At 32.8% G+C, this 15,535-nt stretch carries 13 protein-coding genes; all 13 read right to left on the reverse strand.

Features of this window, described 5'->3' with window-relative positions; translation table 11 throughout:
• Window positions 1–9: 9 nt before the first annotated feature.
• Window positions 10–693, reverse strand: coding sequence for a DUF805 domain-containing protein (locus ABD816_RS07155; RefSeq protein ID WP_344925967.1), 684 nt, complete (start codon window positions 691–693; stop codon window positions 10–12).
• A gap of 46 nt (window positions 694–739) precedes the next feature.
• Window positions 740–1,939, reverse strand: a complete 1,200-nt coding sequence (locus ABD816_RS07160) for a M949_RS01915 family surface polysaccharide biosynthesis protein (protein WP_344925968.1) — start codon at window positions 1,937–1,939, stop codon at window positions 740–742.
• Window positions 1,940–2,044: 105 nt separating this feature from the next.
• On the reverse strand, window positions 2,045–2,863 hold the full coding sequence (locus ABD816_RS07165) for a prohibitin family protein (protein ID WP_344925970.1): 819 nt from the start codon (window positions 2,861–2,863) through the stop codon (window positions 2,045–2,047).
• A 21-nt stretch (window positions 2,864–2,884) separates the two neighbouring features.
• Window positions 2,885–4,915: a VWA domain-containing protein gene (locus tag ABD816_RS07170; protein WP_344925971.1), complete on the reverse strand. Its 2,031-nt coding sequence runs from the start codon at window positions 4,913–4,915 to the stop codon at window positions 2,885–2,887.
• Window positions 4,916–4,937: 22 nt separating this feature from the next.
• On the reverse strand, window positions 4,938–5,684 hold the full coding sequence (gene fabG, locus ABD816_RS07175) for a 3-oxoacyl-[acyl-carrier-protein] reductase (protein ID WP_344925973.1): 747 nt from the start codon (window positions 5,682–5,684) through the stop codon (window positions 4,938–4,940).
• 159 nt (window positions 5,685–5,843) lie between these two features.
• On the reverse strand, window positions 5,844–8,831 hold the full coding sequence (locus ABD816_RS07180; RefSeq protein ID WP_344925974.1) for a M16 family metallopeptidase: 2,988 nt from the start codon (window positions 8,829–8,831) through the stop codon (window positions 5,844–5,846).
• Window positions 8,832–9,031: 200 nt separating this feature from the next.
• Complete coding sequence (sucD, locus tag ABD816_RS07185; protein WP_344925975.1) at window positions 9,032–9,904, reverse strand: succinate--CoA ligase subunit alpha; 873 nt, start codon at window positions 9,902–9,904, stop codon at window positions 9,032–9,034.
• Between the two features lie 211 nt (window positions 9,905–10,115).
• The gene (locus ABD816_RS07190) at window positions 10,116–10,523 is read right to left on the reverse strand and encodes a nuclear transport factor 2 family protein (protein ID WP_344925978.1); all 408 of its coding nucleotides are present in this window, start codon (window positions 10,521–10,523) and stop codon (window positions 10,116–10,118) included.
• Window positions 10,516–11,454 carry a UDP-3-O-(3-hydroxymyristoyl)glucosamine N-acyltransferase gene (locus tag ABD816_RS07195; protein WP_344925980.1) on the reverse strand — a complete coding sequence of 313 codons (939 nt, stop codon included), beginning with the start codon at window positions 11,452–11,454 and terminating at the stop codon, window positions 10,516–10,518. The genes ABD816_RS07190 and ABD816_RS07195 overlap by 8 nt, the downstream gene beginning before the upstream one ends.
• Before the next feature lie 41 nt (window positions 11,455–11,495).
• Entirely contained in the window at window positions 11,496–12,062 is a 567-nt protein-coding gene (gene efp, locus ABD816_RS07200; RefSeq protein ID WP_344925983.1) for an elongation factor P, read from the reverse strand.
• Window positions 12,063–12,240: 178 nt separating this feature from the next.
• On the reverse strand, window positions 12,241–13,023 hold the full coding sequence (gene lpxA, locus ABD816_RS07205) for an acyl-ACP--UDP-N-acetylglucosamine O-acyltransferase (RefSeq protein WP_344925985.1): 783 nt from the start codon (window positions 13,021–13,023) through the stop codon (window positions 12,241–12,243).
• A 68-nt stretch (window positions 13,024–13,091) separates the two neighbouring features.
• Window positions 13,092–14,495, reverse strand: coding sequence for a bifunctional UDP-3-O-[3-hydroxymyristoyl] N-acetylglucosamine deacetylase/3-hydroxyacyl-ACP dehydratase (locus ABD816_RS07210; protein ID WP_344925987.1), 1,404 nt, complete (start codon window positions 14,493–14,495; stop codon window positions 13,092–13,094).
• Entirely contained in the window at window positions 14,488–15,516 is a 1,029-nt protein-coding gene (gene lpxD, locus ABD816_RS07215) for a UDP-3-O-(3-hydroxymyristoyl)glucosamine N-acyltransferase (RefSeq protein ID WP_344925989.1), read from the reverse strand. Before lpxD ends, ABD816_RS07210 begins: the two co-directional genes overlap by 8 nt.
• Window positions 15,517–15,535 lie beyond the last annotated feature (19 nt).

The following is a 15,535-nucleotide window of genomic DNA, read 5'->3' on the forward strand; positions in this document are numbered from 1 at the left end:
AATTTACTTCTACACATAAATGCGTACAAAATCATAAAGAAGTTCACCAATTTTAATTAGAAAGCATATTCCTCCAAAAATAAATAACAACGTTCGTTTTGATTTATCCTTGACTGCAAAAGCAAGTGCTAATGGAATTACACTCCAAATTAACCTGGAAAATGTACTTACTATTTGAAACCAATTACTTTCATATGCATCAGAAATAACATATCTAAGACTTGCATAAAAAAGAGTAGAAATAAAACTCCAAATAATCACGAACATAAGTATAGAGTCTCCAGAAGAAGCTACTTCATTTTCTGCAACGGCTACCTCTGTATCTTCTCCTATTCCTTTGGGGTTAGGTCCGTATTCATTAGACCCATAATCACTATCAGTAGCCATTAATATTAATAACCAAATTGAACCTACAAAAGGAATTAATGAAACAAAATACATCCAACCGCTTTTACCCGTATCATGGAGCCTTCTTACTGTTACTGCCAAACCAGGTAATAACATAGCCAGAATATAAATTCCAAAAATGGGGCCATACCCTACTCCGTCAACAGCAATACCAAATACATTATCTAATATCATGGCAAGAATTGCAAAAAGCATATTAAATAGAGTAAAGAACCAATATTCACTTCTTCTGGCTCTTCCCGTAAAACCAACATAATTTTCTAATACCTTAATATACCAATTCATAGTGCTTACTTTTTCTTTTTATTTATAATACTGTTTAGCCTAATCTCTATTCTTCCCAATTGTGTACTAAATGTTCAGACCACATTTTTTTTGCAAATTCTTTAAAAATAGTTGGTCCGTTACTAAATCTTTGATCAAATTTATATGCTCCTCCATAAAACGTATCATCACTAATCTGTACCTTGTTATGACCTCTCATAGCAAATTTCTGACTGCCTTCATACATAATTATTTTCATTTCCAATGGGCTTACGTCCCCATGACATACCTTTCTATACATAAGCCAAATCTCTTTTGTTCCATTATTATCGAGATCTGTAATATGTAACGTATTTTTAATAAAGCTAGCTTCTATCTCAACCGGACAGGCCTCGATAAAATCATAAACCTTCCATAATCGCTTTTGCGAATCGTTATTTTTAAGATAATGATATGCAAATAATTCTGCATCAGCACCTTCATCAACGTCATGAGAAAATCTAGGGCTTTGATGAATCCCTGTTTCCGTTGTTAATACAAAATGTTTTCCTGCAATGTCGTTCCAACTAATCAGATTCTTAGGGTTTCCATCGTATTCGATAAATTTTGGTATGCTACTAATAGACACATTATTGAAATCGATATCATCCTCATTTTTTGTTAGGTATTTATTATAATCACCTTCCTCTAACTTAGTGGTCATATAATGTGCTTTTGCCCTGTAATATTGTTCAGAACAGTTCTCTGAAAATATGTCTATATATGCATCAGTAAACTCATTAAATTTAATTTTAGGTAGTACCATGCCGATATCAATAGTAGGTATTTTAATTAATCTTTCTTTTGTAATGTCATAAAAACTCCAATTACCAATATATCTATTCGTTAATAAATTAATACTAGATTCTCCACTACCATCATTGGCTGCATTTCCAAATTCATATCTACTCAAACCTATAAGTTCAACGTTTTTAATAGTTGGATTGTATCTAAACTGTGCTTTTGATCCTGCCCTACGCAAAATTATACTATAGTCAAATCCATTTTTAGTTGCAGATATAGGAAATGAACCTGACATTGACTCTTGCATTACTTCACCACTCATTAATGAACTATAGCTTTGCGTCGATAATTTACAGATAATTCTATTTTGGTCGATATAAATAGAATCATTTATCCGATCACCATCTATATCTTTTACTAATGTGCTTTGAGCTTGTATTACTTTTAGTCCTAAGATTACGAATAGGCAAACCAAAAATTTCATGTATCTTCTTTATTATTTAAAATTATTACAATGTACAATATACTAAAATTGACGCCTCATTCTAGAGACGTCAATTTATTTAATATGATACTATATTTCTAATTTTTATTGATCTCCCAGAATTAATGGCATGCCATCTTTACTAGAACCTACTACAACCACCTTAGCATTAGGTGATTTTGCTAGTTGTAATGTTGCTTCAATTCCTTTCTCTTTTAATATTTTATCAGTTAACGAAGCACTTAAAATTGTATTTGCTGCTGCTTTTCCTTCAGCATCAATACGTTGTCTTTCTGCTTCTTTTCTAGCTTTTTCAAGTCTGAATTCATATTCTAAAGATTCTTGTTCCTGATTTAACTTGCGTTCTATTGCCTCCTTGATTGCAACTGGTAAAGTTACATCTCTTACCAGAACTCCATTTAATTGAACATACTGTCCTTCTACCTTCTTTTTGGTTTCCTCATAAATCTCATTCTGAATAGCATCTCTTTTTGTAGAATACAATTGCTCTGGTGTATATCTTCCTACAACACTTCTGGCAACGGCTCGAATCTCTGGTACAATTACAATCTCAAGATAGTCTTCGCCTTTAGTCTGATGTAATAACCCTAATTTATCAATCTGTGGTTGATATAAAACAGAAACGTCTAAATTTATTTCTAATCCATTAGAGGATAATACTTGCATTTTCTTTTCAAAAACTTCTTGTTGTTTTGTATTGTAAATGTACACCTTATTCCAAGGTGCTATAATATGAAAACCTTCTCCAAGTGCAGGTTCATCAACCACAACACCTCCTCCAAATGTTTTAAACAAAACACCTGCTTCTCCATAACCAATATTTACTGATGATTTTGTAACAAAGACAATTAATAAAACAACTGCAATAAGAATAGGTAATCCTATTTTTGGTAATCTTTCCATAATATATATTTAGTTTTAATTTTAAATAAGCCCGTTATATTTTCTCATAAACCATTCTAGTGTCAATACAGCTATAATAATTGCCAATAGATATTTCCAGTCTATTAAAGATACGATATTTTCTTTGCTTTTTTGAACTGCTTGATATCTGGGGTCTTTTATAAGAGTTGTAATTAATGATTCATATTGATCCATATAAAAAACCTTTCCATCTGTATGAGTCGCTAATTGTGTAAGCTTTGTTACATCTGCGTTCAATAATTGCTGTTCTACATCATAATCCAGAATTGTAAAGCTTCCGGATCTAGAAATATTTTCACCCGTTACACTTACGATATATTCGTAATCTCCTGCTGGTAAATTGCTTAATTCTGCATCATAAGAATTGTTTTTTAATAACATAGGTGATGTCTGGGTTGCTTGTGTATCCTTATTTTTAATAGTAATCGTTAAACTTCCTCTCCGATCGAATTCATAATTTTTAGTGAAATATTCTGCTTTTATCTTTATACTAACATTTCCATAATAGAATGACTCAGAAATTGTATTTAATCGACTCTTCTTTTTGTTAGAGGCAGTATACTGAATTAACTTTCCAAAGAAATCATCAAAACTTTCAAAACTCTTAGTATCAAGATAATTCTGTGCTCTCCATCTCCATAATCCTTCTCCAAATAATACTGATTCTCTGATTCCATTTCCTTCTAATGTAATCCATAAGGGATCTTCTGTCGGAATATTTCCAATAGTACGATAGAGCAGGACATCATGTGGTGTATTGATTATAATATTACCAAATGCACCAATAAGTGGTGGATATTCTCTAAAACCGATATCTTCTAGCAAAAATGTACTATAATTTGTATTAAATCTAGGTAAATAATTCTCTGCTTGTCTGGTTATTTCGTGTCTGTATTTATTTTGTATTTTATTAAGAAATACCCAATCGGTTTTAGATCCGGTAATAGTTAAATAATTTTTCTTTAGACTTTCTAACTTCTCATATAAGGTCTTGAATCGTGAGGTAGGTTGATAAAGAATAACTAATTGATAGTCCTCTAGTTCTTTAATTTGATTCGTCTTTGCAATGGTAATACTTCTACGCTCATTACTTTCAACACTTTTCTTAATAGCACCCAGATCCGGGTGCACAATATCGCTGATTAATAGAATATTAGTTTTTTGATCAATTACTTCTACAGCAAAATCTTTTGTATTATTAACTATATTTTTTTCTCCATCTAATGGAACCAGAGTAGCCTTATATTTTTGTACGCCTGCTATATTTGCAGGAAGGGTAAAATTGATAACGTTAGAAGTATTTTCTCCTGAAAAAGAAACTGGTTCCGTAAACACTGTACGTTCTCCTGATGTCACCTTAAAAGTTGTTTGTATTTTTTCTTTTCCCGAATATGTGAGTATCGTTTCTACAGGAAATTTATTTTTTAGATATGCATATCGATTTACATTAAGCTGTTGTATTTTACTATCAGTCAATTTAGTCGTATCCCCTACTACAACAGGATACACATGTTGTTTAAAAGTATTACTCTTAAATTGATATCCTCTGCCATAAGTTTGATTACCATCTGTAATGAGAATCGTAGGTGCATTAGTGTTTTTATACACCTGATCAAGGCTTTTTAATGTACTAGAGATATTTGTTTGTGGACCATCAAACGTTAAATTTAATGAATCTTTTAATGTATTAGAGAAAGAGTAGAATTTTAGCTCAAAGCGATCTATTAATTCTTGATTCTCTTTAAGTTTACCTACCCATCCGGATACTGGTTGTACTTGATCAAGATGTTTTATAGAAGAAGAATTATCAATAGCCACTACTAAAGTGGGTTTCTCTACAAAATAGGTCTGTTTTTTAAACGTAGGGTTAATTAATAATAATAACAATGCAAAAACGCTAATAAAACGCAGAAATGCAAAGAATAGATTCTTTTTAGTCCTATTCTTTGCATTATATATGTATTGAAAAGATGCAATAATTAATGCAATAATAAAAGCACCAATAACCCATCCTATAATTTGTGTTTGCATTGAGATAAATTACAATATTATATTATGTAAGCATACCACCATCTACCTGCAGCACTTGTCCTGTAATGTATCCACTCAAATCACTTGCTAAAAACAAACAAGCATTTGCAATATCTTCTGTTGAGCCACCTCTTTTTAATGGAATTGCTTTTCTCCATTCATCTACCACTTTTTCATCTAATTTTTCTGTCATTTCAGTTTCTATAAAACCAGGCGCAACAACATTACTTCTAATATTTCTGGAACCCAATTCTAAAGCCATCGATTTAGTAAAACCAATAATTCCTGCTTTAGATGCCGCATAATTAGCTTGCCCGGCATTTCCTTTTACACCTACTACAGAACTCATATTAATGATACTTCCTTTACGTTGCTTAAGCATAGTCTTTTGCACCGCCTTAGTCATATTAAAGACACTCTTCAAATTAACCTCAATAACCGTATCAAAATCATTTTCTCCCATTCTCATTAGCAAATTATCTTTAGTAATCCCAGCGTTATTAACTAAAATGTCTATGGTCCCAAAAGTTTCTAATACACTTTTTACTAATTCGTGTGCCTCATCAAAACTGGCTGCATTGCTTTGATACGCTTGAGCTTTAATCCCTAAAGCATTTAATTCTTTTTCGAGTTCTGTTGCTGCCTCCACTGATGAACTGTATGTAAAAGCAACATTAGCTCCTTGTTGCGCAAAAGCTTGCGCTATTCCTTTACCTATTCCACGAGTAGCACCCGTAATAATGGCAGTTTTACCTTGTAAAAGATTCATTTGATCTGTGCTATTTTAATAATAATATACCTTACTAATATGGTATGTATGATTTATAAAGTCAAATATAACAATTACTACATCGTCAACAGCAATAAACCCTATGATTTCTCATAGGGTTTTACTATTAATTATTTTAACAAATTACTATATAATTATTTATAATGGAACGTCTATATTTTCCTTTTCATAATTAAATAAATAATCGATATCCATTTCCTGTACATTCCCAAGTTTTGCTAATGCTTTCATATCCAAATCTTTTTTATTCCCTATTACCATTACGTTATAAGACTTCCCTTTGATATTTTCATTAAAAAACGTTTTTAAATCTGTAAGTGTCATATTTTCAATGGTTTTATACATTTCCTCTCTATTATCTTGAGTAATGCCCAACTTTTTAAGGCTTTCATAAGTCCAAAAAATATTAGCTTTTGTAATTCTCTCTGCTGCTATTTTTTTTAATGTTGCTTCTTTAGCTGCATTAAATTGCTCTTCTGCTTCTGGCATATCATTCATTAACTCCATCATCGCATTTACAGCTTCTGATAATTTATTTGCCTGAGTTCCTACATATGCATAAACATAATTAGATTTCCCAATTTCTGAAGCGGTATCATAAGCGGAAAAAGCTGAATATGCTAGTGATTTTGATTCTCTGATTTCTTGAAACACTATAGATGATAATCCACTACCAAAATATGTATTAAATAATTTTGTGGCTGCCATTTTTGAGGGATCAAACGGAGCGCCTTTTGCTAAAAACAAAATTTCACTCTGAACCATATCATAATCTACAAAATAAACATTCCCACCTGTTTCCTTTTCTACATAATTCGTTTTTTCAGGATAATTTAATAGTTCCTCTTTTCCAATCTTATGATGAGTATTAATTGAGGCTATTGCTTTATCTATATCTTTACCGTAGTAAAATATCCTTTGTTTATAAGTACGCAGTTCTTTAATCTTATTTACCAATTCTTGAGGATCAATTGCCTTTAATTCTTCTATGGTATAAATATTTCTTAATGGTGAATCATCCCCATACGCACCATAACTCATTAATCCATTCCATAAAATATTTCCTTTACTTGTTTTACCATCTATACGGCTTTTTGCTATTTGATCAATATACTTAGTATATGCTTCCTGATCCGGTACAGCATTAGTCCATAAATTTTCTAATAAACTCAATCCTGCATCTAAGTTTTCTTTGAGCCCGGAAACACCTACATATGTTTTGTCTTCTCCTGCGTAGACACTATAATTGATTCCTAATTTATAAAATTCCTTTTTTAAAGCATCTGAGGACAACGAATCAGTACCCAAATAATTTAAATATCCAGTGGCTAAGGATGCTTTGCGATCATGATCCTGTCCTATATCAAAAATGAATTTTAATTCGAATAAGTCATTGTTTGGATTGTCTATAAAAGATAACGGTAACCCACTGTCCGTTTTAGTTTCTTTAATTGCAACTTTATAATCAATAAACTTAGGTGCTAGTGGTAGCGTTTCTGCATTGGAAAACTTCTTTAAAAATTCAGATTGTTTATCTCTGTTTAACGCTACGGGTGTAATTCCTGGATTTTGAACTTTTACTATATTGGTATCCTCTCCCTTGCGCTTATATGTTACCACATAATTATCTTTATAAAATGTATTTGCAAAATCAACTAATTCTTGTTTAGAGATCTTTTTAAGATCATCAAGAAATGTTACTTTATCTTTCCAATTCTGACGATGAATGAATGCATTATAATAAGCTGTAGCAAGTTGTGTATTGCTTTCATACTGCTTTGTCTTACTTAACTTTAAATCATTAATCACTGCGTTAATCATCCATTCATCAAAATTTCCAGCTTTTATTTTTTCGATTTGCGCTAGTAATAAATCTTTTACTTCATCTAAGGTTTGATCAGCTTTTGGTGTTCCATAAAATTGATGATATCCATAATCATTTAAGAATGTAGGGCTACATCCTGCATTTTGAACCACTTGTTTTTGATTTAGATTTAAATCAATTAATCCTGCTTTACCATTTGCGAGTAGCATATCAACCAACGTAAGTAACTTTTCTTCTTTCGTACCTATAGCATCAGAACGATATGCTATGGATACAGATTCTGCTGTAGGACCAAAAACCTCATTTATTACCGGGCCGGTAATTGGGTTTTCTTTTGGTAATATAGGATGCGTAAGTTCTTTCTTTTGAAAACTCCCAAATGCTTTATCAACTTTTTTTATAGTTTCCTCAAAATCAATATCCCCAACTAACACCATTGCCATATTATTAGGCACATAATACGTATTAAAATAGTTATGGATTGCTACCATAGAAGGATTCTTCAAGTGATCAGAAGTTCCTATTGTAGTTTGTTGTCCATAAGGATGTGTTGGAAAAAGACCTTTTAACATAGCTACATATACTTTTCTACCATCATTATCTTGACCCCTATTAAATTCTTCATACACGGCTTCTAATTCTGTATGAAACAAACGCAATACTAGCTTACTGAAACGTTCACTTTCTACCATTAGCCACTTATCTAATTCATTAGTAGGAATTTTATTTTTATATACTGTTTCTTCAAACCAAGTATGTGCATTTGTCCCTTGAGCACCCAATGAACTAATCATTTTATCATATTCATTAGAAATAGAGATTTTTGAAGCTTCCTGCGAAACTTCATCTATTTTCTTGTAGATCTCCTTTTTCTTTTCCGAATCACTTTCTGCTTTATGCTGCTCGTATAAATCTGAAATTTCCTTTAGCAATACTTTTTCTTTTTCAAAATCCTGAGTTCCTATTTCATCAGTCCCTTTAAAAACCATATGTTCTAAGTAATGTGCTAATCCGGTAGATTCTTTTGGATCATAATTAGATCCCGCTCTTACCGCTATATACGTCTGGATTTTTGGTTCCTCTTCATTTTTACTTAAATATACAGTAAGACCATTATCCAGTGTATATAATCTTAATCCAGTAGGATCATTGGTAACTGTCTCATAAGTATAGCCAGCGGAGTCCGTATGTTTTTCCGTTTTAACCTCATTTGGCGTTATGTTTTCTTGTTTTGTAGCATCTTTACAATTACTTAGTAACCCTACTATACAAAATAGTAAAAGTGATTTTAATAGTTTCATTTAGTCGTTTTGAGTTATTTATATTTAAATATGTAACAATAGAATAACATTTGTTACCTTTATTAAGAATACTTTAACAAAACTGTATTCTAAATAGCAGGTTTTCCTTTTTTGAAGACATAAAAAAACCTGTGATATAAAATCACAGGTTTTTAATAATTTTTATAATTGCATAACAAAAAAGCAATTCAATCAGAAGTTTATCCTATAACTTCTGCTACTTTTTTACCTATTTCTGCAGGGGAGTTCACTACATGAATTCCACATTCTCTCATAATAGCTTTCTTAGCAGCAGCAGTATCTTCGCTACCACCCACAATCGCACCAGCATGCCCCATCGTACGTCCTGCAGGAGCAGTCTCTCCAGCGATAAAACCAACTACAGGTTTTTTAGTTCCGCTTTCTTTTACCCATCTTGCTGCATCTGCCTCTAACTGACCACCTATCTCACCGATCATCACTACGCATTTAGTTTCTGGATCGTTAATTAATAATTCTACAGCCTCTTTAGTAGTAGTTCCGATGATAGGATCTCCTCCAATACCGATAGCAGTTGTAATTCCTAATCCTTGTTTTACTACCTGATCTGCTGCTTCATAAGTTAACGTTCCTGATTTTGAAACTATACCCACATTTCCTTTTTTAAATACAAAACCTGGCATAATACCTACCTTTGCTTCTCCTGGAGTAATCACACCTGGGCAGTTAGGACCAATCAGTCGACAATCTTTATCTTTAATATAATCTGAAGCTTTTATCATATCCGCAACAGGTATACCTTCTGTAATTGTAATTATTACTTTAATTCCTGCATCTGCAGCTTCCATAATTGCGTCTGCTGCAAAAGCTGGTGGTACAAAAATTATAGTGGTATCCGCTCCAACTTCTTTTACAGCATCTTCTACTGTATTAAAAACTGGTTTATCCAGATGAGTCTGACCTCCTTTACCAGGAGTTACACCTCCTACTACATTGGTACCATACTCTATCATCTGACCTGCATGAAAAGTACCTTCACTACCAGTAAATCCCTGAACTATAATTTTTGAATCTTTATTTACTAAAACACTCATTGCGTTATGATTTTTATTTTTACAGCTCCAAAAGTACGGTTTTGGAAACTATAGTCGAAATGAAAAAACAAAAAAATTCTATTATTTTATTTTTTGAATTTAGACCCTGTTAGAAATGTTATTATTTAAGGAATTCTGAGTAAATGACATCAAATTTTAGCATCTTTTCTATAAAAGCCTTTCCTTTTCTATCATCAATACTATACTTTTTCTATTTTGATAAAAATGAAGCTAAACTTTCTTTAGAATTATCTCCGTGTTGACTAATCATATATCCTCTATATAATTTATCGTCTTTTAATTCCCAAATTGCCATACAATGCGCAATTACTTCCTCTTTTTCTGGATTTTCTATCAAACGGGCGATATAAGAACCTCTTAAAGTAACCATTGATTTTTCTGAAACAAGATGACTGATTTCACATCGTAAAGTTTCAAAAGAAGTGGACATTCCTTCGAATAACATTTTGATATCTTCAAGATTCTTTTTTCTAAATCCAAAACTACTCGTCCAATCTAATTGAACCTCAGGGTGTAGATACTCAGAAAAGGCTTCTGGAGTATGTATTAAATCAGTTTCATAAAAAGATGTGACGATCTCTTTAGCTGTTTTACTCATTCTTATTTAATTTTTCTATTAGTTCAGGAACTTGTCGTATTGCTGCAATCTCTTTATATTTTTTTCTAAAATTATCTGCAGGAGTTCCAAAATAACTTTTATTTCCTTCTAATGATTTACTAACTCCGGATTGTGCAGAGATAATAGCTTTGGTTCCAATAGTTATTCCACTGGTAATACCTACTTGTCCCCATATTGTTACTTCATCTTCGATAATTACACAACCTGCAATACCTACTTGTGAAGCAATTAAACATTTTTTTCCGATAATAGTATCGTGACCAATATGAACTTGATTATCAATTTTAGCTCCTTCTTTTATAGTAGTATCTCCGGTAACTCCTCTGTCTATAGTACAAAGAGCACCTAGATCTACGTGGTCTTCTATAACAACTCTTCCGCCAGAACGCAACTTATCAAATCCCTCTGGTCTTTTTTTATAATAAAAAGCATCACCTCCTAAAACCGTTCCTGAGTGGATAGTGACATGATCTCCTATAACTGTATGATCATAAATATTGACATTAGAATGTATCAAACAATCACTACCTATAACCACATGATTACCTATAAATGCTCCTGGCTGAATTATAGAATTCTTTCCAATAACAGCACTCTCAGAAATTGTAGCATCCGCTTTAGCAAAAGGCTTAAAAAAATCGGTGAGGATATTAAAGTCTCTAAAAGGGTCTTCTGAAATTAATAATGCTTTTCCCTCAGGGCAAGCTACTTTTTTATTAATTAAAACGATGGTAGCTTTACTTTCCAGCGCTTTATCATAATATTTGGGATGATCTACAAATACGATATCTCCCGGAGTAACCACATGAATTTCATTCATCCCCAACACCGGAAAATTAGCATCTCCAATAAAATCTGAAGAAATTATGGTCGCTATTTGTTGTAAGGTATACGCTTGAGGAAACTTCATTATCTAATGCTGGGTTTATTCTGATGATTTTAAGAGCGCTACTATTCTTTTATACGTTCTTTGTAGGTACCTTTCTCAGTTTCTACTTTGATCTTATCTCCTTCATTGATAAACAGTGGCACCATGACTTCTGCACCAGTTTCAACAACAGCAGGTTTTGTAGCATTTGTAGCTGTGTTCCCTTTAACCCCAGGTTCTGTAGAGGTTACTTCAAGGATAACACTAGCAGGCATATCTACAGACAAAGGCATCTGATCCTCAGAATTAATAATAATAGTCACTATCTCTCCCTCTTTAAGTAATCCCGGAGCATCTAGCGCTGATTTTTCTAATGTTATCTGATTGTAATCTTCTGTATTCATAAAATGATGAGTATCTCCTTCTGCATACAAAAATTGAAATTTATGGGTTTCAACTCTTACCTCATCGATCTTATGACCAGCAGAAAACGTATTATCAATAACTTTTCCCGATGTAACACTTTTTAACTTTGTACGCACAAAAGCTGGTCCTTTACCAGGTTTTACATGTAAAAATTCAATAATTTTATATATATCGTGGTTATATTTAATACATAATCCATTTCTGATATCACTAGTACTTGCCATTATTTTTTATTTCTTATTAGTATTTTTTATTTGTATCCTGATGGTCATTAATTGAACGAAGTAGTAAACTTTGATCCTCTTAGATATACAGAGTATAATCTGTTAAATACAATTTACGCCTATTTTCTCATCAATTATAACTGAACGAATGTACAATCAATTTGTATACTATCTATAATTAATTAGAAAAATATCCTTTCATAATTCCTCTCTGAGAATTTTTTATAAATTCTAAAACTTCGTCCCTCTCTGGAGTTGCTTCCATTTCTGCTTCAATAATTGCAACTGCCTGCGAATTATTATAGTTACTCTGATATAAAATTCTATAGATGGACTGGATCTCTCTTATTTTTTCTGTTGTAAACCCTCTTCTTCTCAATCCAATAGAATTGATACCCACATAAGATAATGGTTCCCTTGCCGCCTTAGTAAAAGGTGGTACATCTTTACGAACTAAAGATCCTCCTGTAACAAACGCATGATTGCCTATGCTACAAAATTGCTGTACAGCTGCCATACCTGCTAATACTACATGATTACCTACATTTATATGACCAGCTAATGTACTATTATTAGAAAATATACAATTATCTCCTACAATACAGTCATGAGCAATATGACAATAAGCCATGATCCAACAATTTTGGCCAATCTTAGTTTTCATACGATCTGCTGTACCTCTATTAATAGTGACACATTCTCTAATTGTTGTATTATCACCTATTTCTGTTGTAGTATCCTCGTCATTGAATTTTTTGTCTTGGGGAGTCGCTGAAATCACAGCTCCAGGAAAAATATTACAATTTTTACCTATACGAGCTCCTTCCATTATAGTGACATTAGATCCAATCCATGTTCCTTCTCCTATAACTACGTTATTATGAATGGTAGTAAACGGTTCTATAACCACGTTTTTTGCAATCTTTGCCCCAGGATGAACGTATGCTAAAGGTTGATTCATGAGTTTTAATTTATTATTTTTTCAGATGACATTCCTCACTAGAAAAGTAAAGTATGCTATCTAAATAATTATTTCGTTTTAACAATTTGCGCCATCATTTCTGCTTCTGTCACTAATTTACCATTAGCATAAGCAAATGCTTGCATATGACAAATACCTCTGCGTATAGGCGTCAATAATTCTAATTTAAATATCAACGTATCTCCCGGTAATACCGGTTGTTTAAACTTAACCTTATCTATTTTCATAAAATAGGTTAAGTAATTTTCTGGATCAGGCACTGTACTAAGTACCAGTATCCCTCCTGTTTGTGCCATTGCCTCTACTTGCATTACACCAGGCATCACAGGTGAGCCGGGGAAATGACCTACAAAAAATGGTTCATTCATGGTCACATTTTTCATACCGACCACATGAGAATCAGACATCTCCAAAATACGATCAATCAATAAAAAAGGAGGTCTATGTGGTAACATAGCCATAATCTTATTGATATCCATTAATGGAGGTTTATTTAAATCAAATTGAGGAACTTTATTTCGTTTTTCAATTTTAATAATTTTAGATAACTTCTTTGCGAATTGAGTATTTACATAATGACCTGGTTTATTAGCAATTACTTTACCTCGTATCCTGGTTCCTACCAGTGCTAAATCTCCTATAACATCAAGTAATTTATGTCTGGCGGCTTCATTAGGATAATGAAGTGTAAGATTATCTAAAATCCCGTTAGGCTTTATAGCGATTGAATCTTTGCCAAAAGCTACTTTCAATTTCTCCATTGTTTCGGTGCTGAGCTCCTTATCAACATATACAATTGCATTATTAAGATCTCCACCCTTAATTAATCCATGCTCTAATAACATTTCTAATTCATGCAAAAAACTAAAAGTTCTGGCATCAGCAATCTCTTTTTTGAATTCTGAAAGATGTTTTAAAGATGCATTTTGGGTTCCTAATACTTTAGTCCCAAAATCTACCATTGTTGTTACCTGATACTCATCTGACGGCATCACAATAATCTCACTACCAGATTCCTCATCTACATAAGAGATCACATCTTTAACTATATACTCATCTATATCCTGTTCTTGCTCAACGATACCAGCTTCTTCTAATGCTTCGATAAAAAACTTACTGGATCCGTCCATAATTGGCGGTTCTGATGCATCTAATTCGATTAACAAGTTATCAATTTCTAAACCCACGCAAGCGGCAAGTACGTGTTCTGAAGTCTGAATACTTACTCCATTCTTTTCCAGATTAGTACCTCGTTGTGTATTGACTACATAGTTAGCATCTGCCTCTATAATTGGATGCCCTTCCAGATCAACTCTGCAAAAAGCATATCCATGATTCTCCGGTGCTGGTTTAAAAGTTAAAGTAACCTCTTTACCCGTATGAAGTCCCACTCCTTTAAGAACCACATCCTTCTGGATGGTTCTTTGCTTATTTACAACGACATTACTCATTACTATTTATCTTTTTCTCTAGTTTATGTATTCGATCTATGATTTTAGGCAAATTCTTAAAATGAACATACGATTTATTATAATCTGAGTACCCAAGTGCAGGTGATCCTTGTATAATCTCACCATCTTTTATATTTCCTCCTATTCCTGATTGAGCCTGTATTCTTACACCATCACCAATAGTGAGATGTCCTGCAATACCAACTTGTCCTCCAATCAGACATTTCTTCCCAATTTTGGTAGAGCCAGCTATACCCGTCTGAGCTGCAATTACGGTATGTTCTCCAATCTCTACATTATGTGCAATCTGTATTTGATTATCTAGTTTTACCCCGTTACAAATTATCGTTGAGCCTAATGTTGCTCGATCAATTGTAGTTCCTGCTCCAACATCTACATTGGATTCTATAATTACATTCCCTGTTTGAGGCACCTTGCTGTATTTTCCTTTCTCATCTGGCACAAAGCCAAATCCGTCTGCTCCTACAATAGCTCCACTTTGTATCACACAGTTATCACCTATAATAGTCTCTGAGTATATTTTGGCTCCGGCAAAAACAACAATATTATCTCCAATCGTAACATTATCTCCTATGTATACATTAGGATAAATTTTTGCATTTTTTCCGATCATAACATTTTCTCCTAAGTAAGAAAAAGCTCCTATATATATATTATCGCCATAGCTGGCACTTCCTGAGATATAACAAGGCTTTTCAATCCCTGTTTTATTCATCTTTACCATATTATAGTATTCCAGCAATTTCGAAAATGCCTTATATGCATCATCAACACGTATTAAAGTGGTTCTAATATCTGATTCTGCTTCAAACGTCCTATTAACAATAGTAATGGAAGCATTCGTAGAATAAATGTATGGAGTATATTTTGGATTGGATAAGAATGTTAAAGAACCAACTGTTCCTTCTTCTATCTTAGCCAACTTAGAAACCTCGACGGAATCATCCCCGTCAACTTCACCGTCTAAAATACCTGCAATTTGTGTGGCCGTAAAAATCATTAGCTGCAAAAATATAAAA

It is taken from the genome of Aquimarina addita, assembly GCF_039539305.1.
Taxonomy (GTDB): domain Bacteria; phylum Bacteroidota; class Bacteroidia; order Flavobacteriales; family Flavobacteriaceae; genus Aquimarina; species Aquimarina addita.